This is a genomic window from Mesorhizobium sangaii (assembly GCF_014207355.1).
Taxonomy (GTDB): domain Bacteria; phylum Pseudomonadota; class Alphaproteobacteria; order Rhizobiales; family Rhizobiaceae; genus Mesorhizobium; species Mesorhizobium sangaii.
Map to the genome: position 1 here is coordinate 195,696 of NZ_JACHEF010000005.1, position 16,833 is coordinate 212,528.

21 protein-coding genes are annotated in these 16,833 nt (G+C 62.4%); 3 read left to right on the forward strand and 18 right to left on the reverse strand.

Annotated elements, in window-relative coordinates:
• Positions 1–21: 21 nt before the first annotated feature.
• The 14 genes from HNQ71_RS23650 to HNQ71_RS23715 form a co-directional block, all read right to left on the reverse strand.
• The gene (locus HNQ71_RS23650; RefSeq protein ID WP_184875045.1) at positions 22–336 is read right to left on the reverse strand and encodes a MocE family 2Fe-2S type ferredoxin; all 315 of its coding nucleotides are present in this window, start codon (positions 334–336) and stop codon (positions 22–24) included.
• A 17-nt stretch (positions 337–353) separates the two neighbouring features.
• A complete protein-coding gene (locus HNQ71_RS23655; RefSeq protein ID WP_184875046.1) occupies positions 354–1,445 on the reverse strand; it encodes a fatty acid desaturase family protein in 1,092 nt (363 codons plus the stop codon).
• A gap of 20 nt (positions 1,446–1,465) precedes the next feature.
• The gene (locus HNQ71_RS23660) at positions 1,466–2,380 is read right to left on the reverse strand and encodes a sugar phosphate isomerase/epimerase family protein (RefSeq protein ID WP_184875047.1); all 915 of its coding nucleotides are present in this window, start codon (positions 2,378–2,380) and stop codon (positions 1,466–1,468) included.
• Positions 2,381–2,437: 57 nt separating this feature from the next.
• The gene (locus HNQ71_RS23665) at positions 2,438–3,526 is read right to left on the reverse strand and encodes a Gfo/Idh/MocA family protein (protein ID WP_184875048.1); all 1,089 of its coding nucleotides are present in this window, start codon (positions 3,524–3,526) and stop codon (positions 2,438–2,440) included.
• A gap of 114 nt (positions 3,527–3,640) precedes the next feature.
• A complete protein-coding gene (locus HNQ71_RS23670) occupies positions 3,641–4,084 on the reverse strand; it encodes an aconitase X swivel domain-containing protein (RefSeq protein ID WP_184875049.1) in 444 nt (147 codons plus the stop codon).
• A complete protein-coding gene (locus HNQ71_RS23675) occupies positions 4,081–5,331 on the reverse strand; it encodes an aconitase X (protein ID WP_184875050.1) in 1,251 nt (416 codons plus the stop codon). The genes HNQ71_RS23670 and HNQ71_RS23675 overlap by 4 nt, the downstream gene beginning before the upstream one ends.
• 70 nt (positions 5,332–5,401) lie before the next feature.
• Positions 5,402–6,469, reverse strand: coding sequence for an ABC transporter ATP-binding protein (locus HNQ71_RS23680; protein WP_184875051.1), 1,068 nt, complete (start codon positions 6,467–6,469; stop codon positions 5,402–5,404).
• A complete protein-coding gene (locus HNQ71_RS23685) occupies positions 6,469–7,257 on the reverse strand; it encodes an ABC transporter permease (RefSeq protein WP_184875052.1) in 789 nt (262 codons plus the stop codon). Before HNQ71_RS23685 ends, HNQ71_RS23680 begins: the two co-directional genes overlap by 1 nt.
• A complete protein-coding gene (locus HNQ71_RS23690; protein ID WP_184875053.1) occupies positions 7,257–8,120 on the reverse strand; it encodes an ABC transporter permease in 864 nt (287 codons plus the stop codon). The genes HNQ71_RS23685 and HNQ71_RS23690 overlap by 1 nt, the downstream gene beginning before the upstream one ends.
• 69 nt (positions 8,121–8,189) lie before the next feature.
• Positions 8,190–9,251 (reverse strand): ABC transporter substrate-binding protein, encoded by a 1,062-nt coding sequence (locus HNQ71_RS23695; RefSeq protein WP_184875054.1) that lies wholly within the window; start codon positions 9,249–9,251, stop codon positions 8,190–8,192.
• A 57-nt stretch (positions 9,252–9,308) separates the two neighbouring features.
• Positions 9,309–10,283, reverse strand: coding sequence for a PfkB family carbohydrate kinase (locus HNQ71_RS23700; protein ID WP_184875055.1), 975 nt, complete (start codon positions 10,281–10,283; stop codon positions 9,309–9,311).
• A complete protein-coding gene (locus HNQ71_RS23705; RefSeq protein ID WP_184875056.1) occupies positions 10,280–11,320 on the reverse strand; it encodes an ADP-ribosylglycohydrolase family protein in 1,041 nt (346 codons plus the stop codon). Before HNQ71_RS23705 ends, HNQ71_RS23700 begins: the two co-directional genes overlap by 4 nt.
• A 3-nt stretch (positions 11,321–11,323) precedes the next feature.
• A complete protein-coding gene (locus tag HNQ71_RS23710; RefSeq protein WP_184875057.1) occupies positions 11,324–12,049 on the reverse strand; it encodes a GntR family transcriptional regulator in 726 nt (241 codons plus the stop codon).
• A gap of 214 nt (positions 12,050–12,263) precedes the next feature.
• On the reverse strand, positions 12,264–12,545 hold the full coding sequence (locus HNQ71_RS23715) for a DUF982 domain-containing protein (RefSeq protein ID WP_184875058.1): 282 nt from the start codon (positions 12,543–12,545) through the stop codon (positions 12,264–12,266).
• A 74-nt stretch (positions 12,546–12,619) separates the two neighbouring features.
• Between HNQ71_RS23715 and HNQ71_RS23720 the strand changes: the two genes are divergently transcribed.
• The 3 genes from HNQ71_RS23720 to HNQ71_RS23730 all read left to right on the forward strand — a co-directional run bounded on the left by HNQ71_RS23720 (position 12,620) and on the right by HNQ71_RS23730 (position 14,638).
• Positions 12,620–12,877 (forward strand): hypothetical protein, encoded by a 258-nt coding sequence (locus tag HNQ71_RS23720; RefSeq protein WP_184875059.1) that lies wholly within the window; start codon positions 12,620–12,622, stop codon positions 12,875–12,877.
• A gap of 212 nt (positions 12,878–13,089) precedes the next feature.
• Positions 13,090–13,377: a hypothetical protein gene (locus tag HNQ71_RS23725; RefSeq protein ID WP_184875060.1), complete on the forward strand. Its 288-nt coding sequence runs from the start codon at positions 13,090–13,092 to the stop codon at positions 13,375–13,377.
• Positions 13,378–13,567: 190 nt separating this feature from the next.
• The gene (locus tag HNQ71_RS23730) at positions 13,568–14,638 is read left to right on the forward strand and encodes a sensor histidine kinase (protein WP_184875061.1); all 1,071 of its coding nucleotides are present in this window, start codon (positions 13,568–13,570) and stop codon (positions 14,636–14,638) included.
• A gap of 6 nt (positions 14,639–14,644) precedes the next feature.
• Here the strand turns inward: HNQ71_RS23730 and HNQ71_RS23735 are convergent, their stop codons facing one another.
• The 4 genes from HNQ71_RS23735 to HNQ71_RS23750 form a co-directional block, all read right to left on the reverse strand.
• Positions 14,645–15,130, reverse strand: coding sequence for a pyridoxamine 5'-phosphate oxidase family protein (locus HNQ71_RS23735; protein ID WP_184875062.1), 486 nt, complete (start codon positions 15,128–15,130; stop codon positions 14,645–14,647).
• An 18-nt stretch (positions 15,131–15,148) separates the two neighbouring features.
• Entirely contained in the window at positions 15,149–15,322 is a 174-nt protein-coding gene (locus tag HNQ71_RS23740) for a hypothetical protein (protein WP_184875063.1), read from the reverse strand.
• 271 nt (positions 15,323–15,593) lie between these two features.
• Positions 15,594–15,758, reverse strand: a complete 165-nt coding sequence (locus HNQ71_RS23745) for a DUF3309 family protein (protein WP_095091793.1) — start codon at positions 15,756–15,758, stop codon at positions 15,594–15,596.
• Between the two features lie 252 nt (positions 15,759–16,010).
• Positions 16,011–16,631 carry a hypothetical protein gene (locus HNQ71_RS23750; RefSeq protein ID WP_184875064.1) on the reverse strand — a complete coding sequence of 207 codons (621 nt, stop codon included), beginning with the start codon at positions 16,629–16,631 and terminating at the stop codon, positions 16,011–16,013.
• Positions 16,632–16,833: the final 202 nt, after the last annotated feature.

Consider the following 16,833-nt stretch of genomic DNA (forward strand, 5'->3'; position numbering starts at 1 on the left):
TCTGTTACGTGCGGCAGCAGGTCAGCCGACCTGGATCATCACTTTGCCAGCCTCGACCCTCACTGGATAGGTCTTGAGGTTGACGCACACCGGCGCACCCTTGGCGGCACCAGTCTTGTAGTTGAAGCGGCCATTGTGCTTGGGGCATTCGATAATGTCGTCCATCACCAGCCCGTCAGCCAGATGCGACTTCTCATGCGTGCAGTACCCGTCGGTGGCGAAGAACTCGTCATCCGGGCTGCGATAGATGGCGAAGGTGCGACCGCCATGGTCAAAGCGGATGACGTCCTCTTCCTCGACATCATCGACGCCACACGCTTCAACCCAGCCGGCCATCTTGTTTCTCCTGCAATCTATTCCGCTGCCGCCGGGACGGTCAGCTCATGGAACTCGTCGCGGTACGGTCGCGCCGTCGGTGGCAGCTCACGTTTTAGGAAATAGTCCTCGTACTGGAGCTGCTTGATCAGCACCGGCCAGACCTCGCGATAGGCATGCCACATCGAAGGGTTCGGCTCCGGCAGATCATGCTTGATCAGTTCATGCAGCTTCGGCAGCGCATGATAGGGCACCATCGGAAACATGTGATGCTCGACGTGGTAGTTCATGTTCCAGTAGATGAAGCGGCTGATCGGGTTCATGGTGACGGTACGCGTGTTCAGCCGATGATCGGTCACATTGTCGGCCAGCCCGATATGCTGCAGGAGCCCGGTCAGTACCATGTGCCAGCTGCCGTAAAGGCGCGGCAGGCCGATCAGTACCAGCGGCAGGAACGACCAGAGGTAGAGCGCCAGCGCAATCGCAGCGAGATAGATGCCGATATGCCAGCGCGCGGCGATCACCGCCTTGTGCTGTTCCATCTCCGGCACGAAGCTCTTCTCGCCCGGTGAGAGGTTGCCGAACGCATTGCGCAGCAGTGTCGGCAGCGAATAGCGGTAATCGAGGACGCCGGTGAAGGCAAGTGCGGCGCGCAAGAGGTCCGGCGGTCGCATCACCGCGATCTCGGCGTCGCGACCGACGATGATCGTGTCGGTGTGATGGCGGGCGTGGCTCCAGCGCCAGGTCACCGGATTGCGCATCAGCATGAAGCTGGCGATCTGGTAGACGACGTCGTTCATCCAGCGTGTGCGGAAGGCGGTGCCGTGGCCGCATTCATGCCAGCGCGAGTCGCTGGATGAACCGTAAAGCACGCCGTAGACAAAGAAGAACGGCACGCACCACCATGAACCCCAGAACCAGATGCCGCCGGCAGCCGAGCCCAATATGGCGGCGATCCAGATGATGGTGTCGCGGATCGCCGGCCCGTCGGAGCGCTGCATCAGTTCCTTCATCGTCTTGCGCGGCACATCGGTGTGATACCACTCGGCCGAGGCCAGCCCGGTCTCGATCGCGATCCGCGTGCTTTCGCCGACCAGGCTGTAGTCGCGCTTCATCTTGACCGTCGCCATCGTCGCCTCCCGTGCGGTCCTCAAAGGCCGTTGGCGCGGAATTTTCCATCGAGGAATGTCTTGGCGCGTGGCACATCGTCCTCGGTCAGATGCTCGATGATGACCGGAATGTTCGGGTGCTTTTCGCTGAGCCGCTTGAGATAAAGATCATAGTTGAGCGAACCGAGGCCGGGCGCAGGCAATTCGATCTCGCCGACGCCGCGAAAGGTAAGGCCTTCCGAAGCATTGTCATCGCCAATGTCGGCGTGCTTCTCCGACTTGTCGCTGCCGGAGCGCTTCACGTCCTTGGCATGCGCGATCCTGATCTTGTCGGTCAGCGTGTCGAACACCTGGTTCAGCACCTGGTCCATGCGGTCGATGTTGTGCGCCTCGAAATAATTGGTCGGGTCCATCAGCAGGCCAAGGCCGGGATGGTCGACCTGCGCGAACATCTTGACCGTTTCCTCGACTGAGCCGACGACATTGTTGACATAGGTTTCAAGCAGGAAGACCGCCCCATGGTCATAGGCCGTCTGGGCAAGGTCGGAGATCACCTTGCGGCATTCCTCGAATCCTTCCTCGGTCTTGTTCCTGGGATGGTGCACCCAATCGGATTCGGTGTTGTAGGTGCCAGTTTCCGCGATCACGTAAGGCGAGCCGAATTCGCGCGCGTTGCGGATGATCTCCTTGAGATAGCCGACGCGTTTCTCGCGCTCGACCTTGTCCGGGTGGATGATGTTGGTGTAGCCGGAAATGCAGCAGACCGGCAGATTGTGGTCGCGGAACGTGTCCCGCACAGTCCTCGCCTTATCCCTGGTAATCTGCCCAGCCGACAGGTCGATATCCCTGAAATGCAGGTCGAGTTGTACCGTGTTGAAGTCGAGCGCGCGAATGCGCTTCGCGACCTCCTCCAGGTCATAGGGGAAATAGCCGGTGAAGATACCCGCCTGCATCATGATGTGAACTCCTCCCGGTAAGCGATTCAGCCGCCACGCTATTCGGCGACCAGATGTTCAGTCGATCGAGATCTCGGACAGCTTGACCGTGCGGCCCTCCGCCATGGAGCGGTAGCCAGCTTCGACCAGCGCCATGGTCTTGACGTTGTCGGCGACCGACAGCGCCGGTGGCGTGTCCGTCTTCACCGCGTGCTGCAGCTGTTCCATCACGCCGATGAAGGCATGCGGGAACCACATCGTGTCCCAGTTGGGCGTCACCCACTCGCCGCCCGTTGTCTCGGTCGAGGCATAGGTCAGCGTCGAAGCCACGCCCGTCGGCCAGCCGATCGTGCCCTTGGCGACACCCCTGGTGCCGTCGACGCGCCAATTGATGTGCTGGTCGTCGCGATAGCCCTGCTCGCGCGGGCCGGACCAGACATCCTCCAGCGAAACGGCGAGCACCCTGGAGGGGAACCGAAGCGTCGACACGGTGATGCCGTCGGAATGGTCGAATTTCGTGCGCGGGTCCTTGCGTGTCAGCGTCGTGATCTCCTGCGGATCGCCGAACAGGAAACGCAACACGTCGAGATGGTGCACGCTCATATTGGCGAGCGTCAGCCGGTCGTAGCCGGCGAGGAAAGACTGCCAGTGCGGAATCGCGTGCATGTCGATCTGCGCGAAGACGATGTCGCCCAAAGCGCCACTGTCGATGATCTGTTTCAAGACGCGTATCGACTGGTCGTAGCGCATATTCTGGTTGACCGACAGGATCTTGCCGGACCTTGCTGCCTCGTCGCGCAGCCGGACCGCTTCCTCGACCGACAGCGCCAGCGGCTTCTGCGCCAGGATCGCCTTGATGTGTGGCTGCTTCAGCGCGTGACGGATGAGAGCCGGCTGCTGGTCGGGCGGAAAGGCAAGGTCGACGATCTCGACGTTGGGATCCTCGATCAATTGCTCGGGCGTATCGTGAACGATCGGAATATTCCAGCGCCTGGCCACCTTCTCGGCGCTGGCCTTCGTCCGCGAGGCGATCGCAACCACCGGGAAGCCGGCTTGTGCATAGGCGGCGAGATGGCATTCGGCCATGATCATGCCGGCACCGACGCAGCCGATCCGGTATTCCCTGGTGCGAATCTTCACATCCGGCTCGAAATCCGTGCCTGCCATCCATTCCTCCCTGGAGGACAGCATATAGCGCCACGGCTTGCCGGTCAGCCAAGGCCGGCACCATCATTTCCCATCACCGCCGTCATCAGCGACACCAATCACTGGGGGCAGCAGCTATTGGGCTTTTTGGATGATCGCCTCGCCCTCCTCACCAACACGGATGGCGATCCGGTCGCCGGAAACGATCCCCGCAATGTCGCAGACCACCAGCGGCATGTGGATGTCGTAGAGAAACTCGGCGACGATCCCCCCCACTGCCAGGATCGGGTCGGGCCGCTCCAGAAGGATACCCGCCGGCGCCGTACCCCGGCGGATCGCTTCGGCCAGGACAGACGACGAGGAGGACGACCCTCGCCCGCTCGGCATGACCAGGATCTTGCCGGCGACATTCTGGCCCAGCCCAGGATGCGAATGGTCTATGATTTCACCCGTCTCGGCGTCGATGCCGCCCCAGAAACTGAGCGGCTGAGAGAACACCAAAGCCGCGCCATCGGCCTCACCGGCGAGTTGGAAAGTGCCTGGCCGATCGACGGCGTCCTTTGCCACCGGCTGCGTCATGAGGCACCCCGCACGACGTGTCCGGCCGCGGCTGAGCGGATGCAATCCCTCATCTCGGCGAAGGCGACGGACACACCGATATTGCCCGGTGCGTAATGCGCCCATTTGCCGGAATTGGTCATCACCACGCCGTCGAGACGCTCGAGGATCGAGGTGACATAGGTGCAGGTGTCGGCGACCGGGATCAAGCCGAACGCCTCCATGCCAGCCAGCGCGCCCTCCTCCTGCAATCGGGTCAGCGTCGCGCGACCGGTGTTGACATAGATCGGGATACGCCTGCCTGGCGCAATTTCGCGCAGCATCGGCAACAGGCGCATCCATTCCTCATGCGAGAAATGCGGTGTGCCCAGCGACACGGCCGCCACCGGCGCGCCATCGCGCACGGTCGATAGCCTAGCCAGCGCTTGATCGACGTCGGCGCGGCTGATGCGGATCGTTGCCTCTGGCGCATGGCCCTGGAACGCCTCGTCGAGCGTGCTTGCTTCCGGCGTGATGCCGACCGCATGGAACAACGCCACCGCGCCGGTGGTTGCCGCAGAGGCGCCCAGTGCCTTCAATTGGTCCTCGTCACGCGGTTGTGGCAGGCCGGCGACCACCGGAATCCGATCGCCGCTCGCCTGCCCGATGAATAGGCCGACGCCGACGAACAGGCTGTCGCTCGGTTCCGGATCAGGAACGGCCAGTTCGAACAGAATGCGGCCGCGCCGGTTCTCGCTCAGTTGCAGGCCCCAGGCCGGCGCACGCCCGGTCATGGCGCAGCAGAGGTCGATGAAATCGCCATAGCGGTTGGTGCGCGCGCCGACAACCGAATTGGCAAAGACGATGGCGTTGGATTCACCCCATGCGATCTGCTCGCCGAAGCCCGGCCGGAACCGCGTCTGATAGGGTGCGCAGGTGAACGTCGCCTGGCAGCCGAGTTCAAGATGCGCCCTCATCAGCCGCCGAGCCGGCACTTCCTCCGCCGCCGGCATCTTCACCATGCCGGGATGGATGAGATCGAACGAACCGACATTGAGCGTCGTCGGCACCTGGACACGGCCACCACCCTCGACCAGCCGTTCGACGAAATCGAGCCCGGCCTTGCCGTGGTAAAGGCAACCATCGATATGGGCGCCGGCAATGTCGAGCAGGCTCGGCGCCCCAACCGCATTGGAAAACGCGACCAGGATCTTCATCGCAGCGGCTGCGGACGGACCCTGCTCGCCATCGAGCATCGACTGATCCCGCCCACTCAGTTCCAAGGTCATCGCAGCTCCGGACTCTTGCCCGGCTATGCTGTCCCTGATTGCGAACGGTCTGGCAAGACCCGTTGCAGTCTCAACTCGCGGCGATCAGCACCGTGCTCTCCGGCGACCAGCGCAGCACCACGTCCTGGCCCTCCGACAGCCGCTCGATGCCGGTGTTCTGCACAATGACCTTCAGCGTCTGGCCGGCACGGTCGACGAAATACGTGCTGTTGTTGCCGGCGAAGATGCGCTTGGAAACCTGACCCTTGAGCACGTTCGTGTCGGTGGCATTGGAAACCCCGGCATCGGTGGCAATGCGGATGCGTTCAGGCCGCACGGCGCAGCTCGCCTTGGCGCCAGCTGCAAGCGTCGCGCCCGCGCCCGCGGCGATCGCCGTGCCGTCCGCCAGCAGGATGCCGCTGCCCGTTGCGTCGCCGCGAAAGATGTTGGCGTCGCCGAGGAAAGTGGCGGCGAACTCGCTCTTTGGCCGGTCATAAATCTCTTCCGGCGGCCCTTCCTGCACCAGCCTGCCGTCGCGCAAGATGCCGATGCGGTCGCTCATCGTCAGCGCCTCTTCCTGGTCGTGGGTGACGAAGATGGTGGTGATGCCGATCTCGCGCTGGATGCGCTTCAGTTCGATCTGCATGTCGACGCGCAGCGCCTTGTCGAGCGCGCCGAGCGGCTCATCGAGAAGCAGCACGCGCGGCTTGGTGACGATGGCCCGCGCCAGCGCCACCCGCTGGCGCTGACCGCCCGACAGTTGGTGCGGCCGGCGTCCACCGAGCTTGCCGAGTTGCACAAGATCGAGCGCGCCCTGCACCTCGGCGGCAATCACCGCCTTGGCCTCGCCGCGCACCGACAGGCCGAAGGCGACATTGTCGGCGACGCTCATATTGGGAAACAGCGCATAGTTCTGGAACACCATGCCGATGCGCCGCTTCTCGACCGGCACCCGCTCGACGCTCTCGCCGCCGATGGCAATGCGGCCAGAGTCTGGAAAGTCGAACCCGGCGATCTGGCGCAGCAGCGTGGTCTTGCCGCTGCCCGACGGCCCAAGCAGCGCGTAGAAGCCACCATCGGCGAAATCGATGGAGACATCGTCCAGCGCCTTGTGCGCGCCGAAGCTGCGCGAGACATTCGATACCTGCACGCCGGCCATTATTTCTCTCCGCCGAATTTGAAGAAGCGCGCCGTGAGCAGCATCAGCGCCATCGACACGACAATGATGATCGTCGAGACCGCGTTGATCTCGGGCGTGAAGCCCTTGCGGATCGCGGCGTAGATTTCGACCGGCAGCGTCGTCTGCCCCGGCGTAGCCAGGAAATAGGACACCACGAACTGGTCGAACGAGACGGCGAAGGCGAACAGCCCGCCGGCAATGACGCCGGGCATGATCCACGGCAGCGTGACACGCCACGTCACTTGCCACTGGTTGGCGCCGAGCGAGCGCGCCGCCTCTTCCAGTTCCGGCGCGAAGGTCTGAAGCCGGGCTGAAACGACGACGATGACATAGGGCAGCGCCAACGCCACATGGCCAAGCAGGATGGCATGCAGACCGCGGCCGATGCCGACGCCGAAGAAGAAGATCAGCATCGCCGTGCCGGTGATCAGCCACGGAATGGCGATCGGCGGGAAAAGCAGCGCCTGCAAGAATTTCTTGCCGCGAAATTCATAACGATAGAGCGCCAGCGATGCAGCCGAGCCAAGCACCGTGCAGATGACGGTGGCGATGACGGCGATCTCGACACTGTTCCAGGTGGCGGCGATCAACTGATCGTTCTGCCACAGCGATGCGTACCACTCCGTCGTCCATTCGAACGGCAGTTGGTAGAAGGGCGAGACGTTGAACGACATCAGCGCCATGATGATGATCGGCAGGTATAGGAAGGCGAGCAGCACCGAGATGTAGAGGCGGCCGAGCCATTCGAGGATGCGGGTCGTCGCCATCAGGCCTCCCTCTTGAGCACTGGTGAGGCAGCCGCCAGGATCACCAGCACGACGGCCAGCAGGATGAAGGAGAGCGCCGCACCCAGCGGCCAATTGAACACCGCGACGAACTGGTCCTCGATGACCGTGCCGTAGAAGGTGCCTGTGCGGCCGCCGAGGATGCGTGGCTCCATGAACGAGCCGACGACGGGTACGAATATGAGCGCCGCGCCCGCCACCAATCCGGGCATCGACAGCGGAATGATCACCCGCTTCAGCACCTGCAGCCGCGAGGCGCCGAGCGAGCGTCCGGCCTCGATCAGCGAGTCGTCGATCGCCTGCAGAGTCAGGTAGCAGGTCAACACCATGTAGGGCACGTAGGAATGCACCAGCCCGATGATCACGGCCGGATAGGAATACATCAGGTCGATGTTGATCTTGAACGGCAGCACTGCGTTAAGCGCCGTATCGAGGATGCCGCCTTCGCGCAGCACCATCGCCCAGGAAAAGATGCGCACCAGCCCGTTCGACCAGAACGGCAGGATGACGAGCAGGAAGATCGCCTCGCGGCTGCGGCCCTTCAGCACCTTGGCCAGCACGTAAGCCGCAGGATAACCGATAACGATGCACCACAGCGTCACTTCAAGGCCAAGCCGCAGCGAGGCCAGCAGCAGCGTCAGGTAGAGGCTTTGCGAGAAGAAGGCGGCGTAGTTGCCGAGCGTGAATGTCCACGGCTTCCCGGACAAGGGCAGCTCGGTCATGAAGGAGAAGAAGACCATGGCCGACAGCGGCAGGAAGATCGCCACCGTCAGCCAGAGATAGGCTGGCGCCAAGAGCGGCAATGCCGATCTCAGCCCGCTTCGCGACGCTGTCGCAGCTGCCATGATACCCTCCTCCCCAGGATTGAAAGAAACCAGCCGGCGCGAAACCGCCGGCTGGCCCGGATGTCGGCCTTATTTCACGTCGACCTTGAGCTGCTGCCACAGCGCCAGATAGGCTTCGCGCTGCGCGTCGGTGATCGGCGCCTGGAACTGAATGCGCTTGGCCACTTCGGGGTCGCCCATCACCTTGCGGTTGAAGGCATCTTCGGGCAGCGCTTCCACGGCCTTGGTGTTGGCCGAGACAGGAGCGCCGACCTTGGTCACCCATTCGACATAGAATTTCGGGTCGATCATGTAGTTGATGAAGGCCTCGGCGCCGGCGACATTCTTGGCGCCGACGGGAATGGAAAAGGCATCAAGCCAGGCGACGGCACCTTCCTGCGGCACGACCAGCGAGACCGGCAGCTTGAAATGTGTCTTGGCGCGATCAGCCGAACCGCTCCAGTAGGTCCCGATGTCGATCTGGTTGGAGGCGACCATCTGGTTCCAGTCGTTCTCCGAGCTCCAGAAGGTCTTGATCTGCGGCATCAGCGAGGTGAGCTTCGTCTTGACCGCATCCATATCCTTGATGTCGTTGATGTTCTGGCCGGTGGCGATGGCGCCAAACTGCACCGCCTCGACGGCGTCGTCGCGAATGACGACGCGGCCCTTGTGGGCGGCATCCCACATCGCGGCGATGCTGGTCGGCGGCTTGTCGAAGGATTTGTCGTTGATGGCGAGCGCCGTCAGTCCCCACACCCACGGCACGCCATAGACCTTGCCGTCATGGACGAGCATCGGCGATCCCGCCTTGTCCTTGCTGATGTCGGCGTAGTTCGGCAACTTGGACGTGTCGATCGGCTGAATCAGCTTTCCGTCCATCGCCTGGTCGTTGAAGGCGGCATTGATCATGACGACGTCGTAGAGGCCGGGATTGGTCCGGATCTTGGTCAGCATTTCCTGTTCGGAATTGAAGAAATCGTTGACGACCTTGTTGCCGGTGGCCTTTTCGAACGCCTCGACGGCCCACGGCTCATCCGTACCGTAGCCCTTCCAGTTGAGCACATGCACTTCGTCGGCCTTGGCGGCAAAGGTAAGTGCAGAAGTGAAGACGGCAGTCGCCGTCAGCAGAGCAGTCAAATCAGGCATGCGCATGGTTGGTTCCTCTCTGTGGTTTGCCCGCTTTCCCGGGCTTGTCAGGCTTTCTGGCAGTTATGCATTGGCCTTCTGTGTCCGGCCCAGTGCGCCGGACGGGTCGGCGACAGAGCTCAGGAATGTCTGGATCTGGTGATCGGTCGGCGCTGACGAGCCGCCATGGCGGGTCACCGAAATTGCCGCCGCCGCATTGGCGTAACGCGCTGCCTCTAAAGGCGGGATGGCGCGCGACAACGCGCTGACGAAGGCGCCGATATGGGTATCGCCGGCGCCGTTGGTGTCGATGGCGGTGACTTTGAAGCCGGCCACGGTCTGCACCGAACCGTCTGCCAGCCGTACGTGGCAGCCCTTGGCGCCGGCGCGGATGACCGCGCCCGCTGCCTTCGGGCAATGGACTTCCAGCAACCGCGCGGCAACCGTTTCAACGGCTCCCGGACCGGCAATCTCGGCCGCTTCGGTCGTGTTGCAGCTCAGCCATGTGGTGCGGGCCAGCACTCGCGACAGGATCGGGCGCGGAATGTCCGATATCACCGGCGTCGGATCGAAGACAAAAGGAATGTCTGCCGGCAGTGCCTCGATCCAGTCTGTGAGCGCGTCGCGGCTTGCGGGGTAGCTCAGCGTGTAGCCGGAGGTGAACACCCAGTCTCCCTGTGCGACCGAGACGGGCGCCATCATGTCGAGGCTGAGCACGCTCTCCGCACCTGGCCACGACACGAAGGTGCGTTCGGCGTCGCTCGAGATCATGGCGACGCAATTGCCGCTGTCCATCAGGGGCGATGGCGGCGTCAGCGTCTCAATGCCCTCGTTGGCGAAAGCGGCACGCAGGAAGTCGCCGTTGGGTCCGCTCCCGAGTTGGCCGCCGAACACTACCTTCATGCCGGTACGGCTGGCCGCGACCATCATGTTGAAGCCGCCGCCGGCGACCTGGGCGAAGCTCGATGCGGTCTTCTCCGCGCCGGGCGCCGGCAAGGCATCGATGCGGTAGACATAGTCGACCACAGCACTGCCGATATGGACGAGGCGCCCGCTCATGCCGCCGCGTCCTTGCCGGAACCTTTTTTCGCCACCCTCGCCGCCATCAGATCTGCGGCAAGGGCGCGAACCTCCGACATGTCGATGCCGACAAGCCTGGCGACATGCTGCGGCGGCAATCGGGAAAAGCCGGTGCAGGCTCCCGCCATGCCGGCCGCGATGGCGCCGATCGTGTCGGTGTCGCCGCCGAGATTGGCGCTGATGACGGCCGCTTGCCATGGATCGCCGCCGGCGACTTCCAGCACCGCGAAGGCCGCCGGAACCGATTCCTGGCTGGCGACGCCGGTGCCGACTAGATCAGTGATGAGCCGGATCGCATCCTTCATCACCTTGCCACGCACCATATCCTGCGCCCAGACGATGCGCGCGGCGATGTCGCCGCCGGTCACCCAATGGCCGAGAGTGGCCCCGAGCCTCGCCGCCGCAACGGCGCTGTCGGACGCGGCGCGCCAGCCACCGCCGGCGATGCCATGGCTGACAGCGGCAGCGACGGCGGCGGCCGAGGCGATGGCGATCGAAGTGTTGTGCGTCGCCCGGCAGGTTTCCGCCACCTTGGCGACCAGCGCGTCGAGCGGCTCCAGCGGCATCATGATGCCGACAGGCGCAATACGCATGGCCGCACCATTAGTGTCGCCGCTGCGCCCGGCTTCTTCCGCCGGCAAGCCATTGTTGATGGCGTCGATGGCGCGTTTGGTCGACGGCCCCAGCAGATCGTAGCTACCGCGCGCCTTGACCTCGCGCTCCCAGTCGAGCAGCCCGTTGACCCAGCGCGCATGGTCGAAATGGTCACCGGACTCCACAAGGATGCGGCCAAGCAGCAGCGCCTGTTCGGTGTCGTCGGTGACGGTGCCGGCCAGCAGCCCTTTCGACACCGGGTGGTCGGCCACCGGGGCGACGAAATCGTCGACATGGCCATATAGCTCGGTGATCCGGGCCGGCGACAGGAGTTGCGTCGGCATACCCAGCGCATCGCCAATCGCCCCGCCGACAAGTGCGCCCATGGCGCGGTCGATCGCCTTGTTGGCTGCATCCGACATCGCTCAGAACCTCATATGCAGTGCGAAATGCGCCGGGTTGAGCAGGCTGGTGACATACTCGATCGGCCGCTCGTCGGCGGCGCGGGTCAACCGGCGGCCGCGCAGGAACGGCGTGCCTTGCGGGCAGCCGAGGATGGCGGCATCCTCTGCATTGAGCATCTCGATTTCGACCCATTCCTCACCATGGTCAGGAATAAGCCCGGCGCCGCGCAGCGTCTGGTGCAGCGAACCCTCGCGTAGGCCGCGCAGCGGCACGTCCTCCAGTTCCGGCGACAGGGGCAGCCGGCTGCGCTCGATGGAAATCGCATGGCCGTCGCTGGCGTTGGTGCGCACCCGGTCGACGGCGATGAAAAACGGGCTCTCAATGCCAAGCCAGGCGGCCAGGTCGGCGTCCTCGATCACCTCCAGCCGCAGCGTCCGCGTCTCGGCATTGGCGCCCGCATTGGCGAGCGCCCGCGACCAGCCGACCGCGTCGTCGACCGGCTTGCCGTCGAAGGTGACGAACGAGCCGATGCCGACCTTGGTGGTGATCAGCCCGCGGCTGGACAGTTCCTCGAGGCCCTTGCGGACCGTGTTGCGGCTGACGGAGAAGCGCTGGACCAGCTCGTTCTCGCTTTGCAGGCGGTCGCCGAAGCCGAGCACGCCGGAGCGGATTTCATGCTCCAGAACGATAGCGATCTGCTCGGGCTTGCCCGTGCCGGGAGACAGTTGAACCGCGCGCCGCTTCATATGCGTACCTGTCCAGTGAACCTGTATAATCCTGTTCAATATATGGGTACGGAGACCGTGTCAACGGGACGCGCCGAAGACAAGCCAAACGGCCAGCGAATGATACGGAAATGCCTGCAAAGCGTCGACAGGCCCGGCAGTATGAACCCCGAAAAGAAGATCCCGATCACCGAAAACATTGCAATCAATCAAGAGGATAGAGCCAAGTCTTGATTCAATTTTGGCCGGTTGGCATCGACACTTCACGGGGTTCAACGAGGATATCCGCCTCGATTGCGGCACTGATGAATGCCGCTCGTGCCACCGAGGCTTCTTTTCTTCCCTCAAGCACGGCGAGGCAGACTTTGCGGGCTGCCATGTGCCTTTGCCCTGTCGCAACAGGCCAGCGGTTCATCAGAATGTCGGCGGCCTGAGCGACCCGCTCCACGTTGAAGATCGAGTTTCGCGACCGGCCGAGCGCAATCCTGACCGGCTCATCGAAACGCTGGTCCTGCACCACATCACCTCCCGAAGTCGAACGTGCCGACCTAGTTCCCTGTAGTGTGATAGATTTCCTGAGGAAGGTGCAAGATGTCCGATTCCCAAGGCCAGAAAAGTCCTAAACTGATTGTCGTGGTCGCGTTCGACCGCGGCGATGACGGCGAATTGTTTCCGGCCTTCGGCCCTGCGGACCAGCAGAGCGAGGATCGCGCCATCCGCACGGCTAGGGCACTGGCGACAAAACATGTTGGCGTCATTGCCTGGAGCCGGGAAGCCGACACGACACTTGGCGAGTACGGTCCGCCGAACACCCTGTTCGTCAGCGGCGACGTGCCTGACATGGAGTAGCCCGTTGGCCCCAAGCTCCTGGGCCGCACTCAATGTCTGCGGCCAGATTGGAAATATTGCCAAAGCGCCAGTTGGCTTTGCGGCGAACCGGCTAGGGGCAGGAAATAAATTTCGTTTTTAATATTAGCTCATCTGAAGGAACTGTTTTCTCTCGATCCCGTTTTGTCTGCAGGTCGTTTATTCCAATGGCCTCCACAGAGAGGAATTCCCAAATGAACTTCAAGATTCTCACTATGGGCGCGATGGCGCTTGCAATGATGACTGGCTCGGCGCTTGCGGCTACCAACACGTCCGCGCTGGACGATCCGGCAAAGATGTCGCCGTTCTTCACCGATGCCGGCATGAAGACCATGAAGTCCGAGGCGGAGTTCAAGGCCGCCTGGATGGCCATGAAGGAAGAAGACCGCGCAGGTATGACGAAGGAATGTGGCGACGAGGCCATTGCCAAGTCGCACGACAATTTCTGCAAGATGACCAAGCAGCTCGGCGGCGCCAACTGACGCACCTCGATTTGGGCGTGCCCGAAATCGAACAGCTGGATAAAGGCGGGCCAAATGCCCGCCTTTATCCAGCGGCAACCTGAGATATCACATCCCCGTGCCAGCGGATTCACTTCGCGACAACGGTCGGGCAAATGTGTAAATGTCCCTGTTTGGAGCGGCAGAACGCCGCTTATTTGGCTTTGTGCCCATGTTTCAACCCATTGCGAATATCGAGGACGCGCAGACGCTGGCGCAGGCGATCGTCAACACGATCACCGAGCCGTTTCTCGTCCTTGACGAGCAGTTTCGCGTGCTGGCGGCCAGCCGCTCCTTCTACAAGACATTTGACGTCGACCCCGCGCAGACCCAAGGCTCGCTGCTCTACGCGCTCGGCGACGGTCAGTGGGATATTCCCGCGCTCCGCCTGCTGCTGGAAACGATCATTCCCGAGAAGACCGCCATGGACGGCTTCGAGGTCGAGCATGATTTCCCGCGCATCGGGCGCCGCACCATGCTGCTCAACGCTCGCAAGGTGCTTTACGACCACAGCTCGGCCATCACCATCCTTCTCGCGTTCAACGATATAACAGCCCGTCGTGTCATCGAGCGGGAAAAGGAAGAGCTGCTCAGCCGCACGGAAGATTTGCTTCGGCAAAAGGACGTCCTGCTGCGCGAAATGGAACATCGTGTTGCCAACAGCCTGCAGATCATCGCCAGCATCCTGTTGCTGAAGGCTCGCTCGGTCACGTCGGAAGAGACGCGCCAGCATCTCAAGGACGCCCATCAGCGCGTTCTGTCCGTGGCGGAGGTCCAACGCCATCTTCACACCTCGGCCGGTGCCGACGAGATCGATGTCGGCTCCTATCTTTCGAAACTGTGCGGAAGCCTTGCTTCGTCAATGATCGGCGAAACCCAACCGATCGACGTTGCCGTTACAGCTGAAGGCGGCAGGATGGACTCGCAGCGCGCCGTCAGCCTCGGTCTGATCGTCACCGAACTCGTGCTCAATGCCATCAAATATGCCTTCCCCAAGGAGAAGGCCGGCGCCCGTATCCAGGTGAGCTACGAGACTGCGGGCAGCGACTGGAAACTGACGGTTTCGGACAATGGCGTCGGCAAGATCGCCAACGACGTCCCGGCTACCGGACTTGGAACAGCCATCGTCGAGGCGCTGGTCAAACAGTTGGAGGCCAAGGTGGACGTCATCAGCGACGCCGACGGCACCAGCGTGTCGGTGACCCGGGCGACATTCACCTCACGGGTGCCGCGAGCGGCGTAAGAACCGCTACCACGATGCCTGCCTTCCCGATATCGCCTCGATCCTGATCTGATAGAAGAGATGGCTGCCCGAAACCGTTGACGCAGCACCTGGCTTCAGGGCTCCCGGTTCCCACCAGTTCGCGTGCTTTGCAAGAAGCGACCAGGCGAATTTGCGCTCAACGTCGATCGGAGCGCTCATCCTTTCAACGCCGGCGGCGCTGTCGTCCAGATCCGGCCCTTTGGGCAATTCTTCGAAGACGCCGTCCACGACGACGCTTCTCCAGCCGTGCGGGTCACCAACATCATCGACCTGAAGACAGACGTTCGGGTTGGCCTGCATCCACTCGACCTTCCTGCCGGGAAGCGAAAAGCTGAAAATGGCGTTGTCACCGAAGGCAAAATGGATCGGCACCACATAGGGTTTGAGGTCACGCACACAGGCCAGGCGGCCAATGCGTTGCGTATTAAGCAGGGCGACGCAGTCCTGCCGCGTCATTTCCTTTACGTTCATCCCGATCCTCCCTTCTGTTCAGCCAGCGCGATCGATGCGACGGATGACCTTGATGGCCTCTGCTTCCGCCACCCCGATAAGCGCATCGATTCCCTGGATGGTCTCGATATGGCCGCGAGCCGCCACCATCCGTCGCAGGACGTGAAGATCATCGCGAATTTCGCAGAGTGTTGTCCGAAGTGTTGCGGGCATTTGGTGGCCTTCCGCAACTCAACTGTCTCGACGGCAAGCTGGTTCCGCCGACCGCCAAGCAAAAGCCCGCCACGGCGAACCGGAGCGGGCCTTGGAGGAGGACAAGGGGTGGGACCCTTTCCTCTTGTTTCCACGGGGGGTGTGGACCGCGATCACCTTACAAAGTTTTCCAAGCAAGCCGGATCACAAGCCGGCTTGCGAAGTTCACATTCCAGTGCGCGTCGGCACCGACGCGGTCACGGGATTGCGACCACTTCGGCGAGCAACGCGACTAAATCCGTCCGAGCACGACAAGCACGATGATGATGAGCAGCACGAGCCCGAGACCGCCGCCGCCATAATAGCCTGTGCCATAAAAGGGACCGCCGCCGAGGCCACTGAAGCCTCCAAGCAGCGCTATGACAAGAAGAATAATAAGTATGGTTCCTAGGCTCATGGTTTCCCGCTCCTTTGTGCGCGCTTCTGCGCCGGCTCAACAACGCGCCATTCGCGTGTTGCTTGGGATGTGAACGCTTTCAACGCATTAGCGTTCCGCCGGCGGAGCGATGAAGGCCCCAGGGAGCAATCAGTGCAGCCGCGGCCGAAAAGTCCGCCAGGATTGGCGGGCTTTCCGGCCCGTCGGAGGCCAGGAGAGTGCGGTCAAAGCCTCACGGCTGGTTCGGCACTTCCGCTCCCGGCACTCTTGGCGTCAGCGGCGTGCGATCAAAAGGCACAGTTGGCGCAGGTCGCGGTCGTAGTCTCCGGAACTGCCGAGGACATCGACGCAGCGCTTCTTCAACCGTGCCACCTGACTGTCCGACATGTCGGCGACGACACCCGGCAGGTTCCGATGTCCCGAAGTACCCGATGTTCCGGTGTTGGCCGGGTTCCCTGTTGTGCCCGGATTGCCGGGATTGCTCGGGTTGATTGAACCAACGCCTCCGCCGACGCCAACGCCACCCGTTCCACCAACACTGGCGCCGAGGCCGGCAGTGATGCCGCCAGACCCGCCGACATTGGCGCCGGCACCGGCGTTGACGCCGTTGCTGCCGCCTACGGAAGCGCCGAGGCCCGCGCTGACGCCCCCGCCGACCGACGCACCGGCACCAGCGTTGACGCCTTCACTGCCACCGAGCGATGCGCCAACACCGGCATTGATGCCGCCACGGCCGCCGACCGACGCACCGGCACCAGCATTGACGCCGCCGCTACCGCCCACCGAGGCGCCTGCGCCAAGACCGAGCCCAGCACTATTTGCCGGCAGCGAAAGGACGAAGACCACTGCACTACCTGCCAACACACTGGCGACTGCTTTGATCGTAAAAGTCATAACGCTCTCCCTTTGTCGTTGCGATAAGGCAGTCAGCCAGAGGCCGATTGCGAGTTAATCTACGCAGAGAGTGAACTTAAGTTTCATAAAACGCTTCGATGGCGAGAGCGATGGTGTTTATCTTTGAAATTTCAAAAGTATAAAAATAATAAAATTGACGTACAATCTTCACGATCGTGATATAGCGCGGATAGATATGATC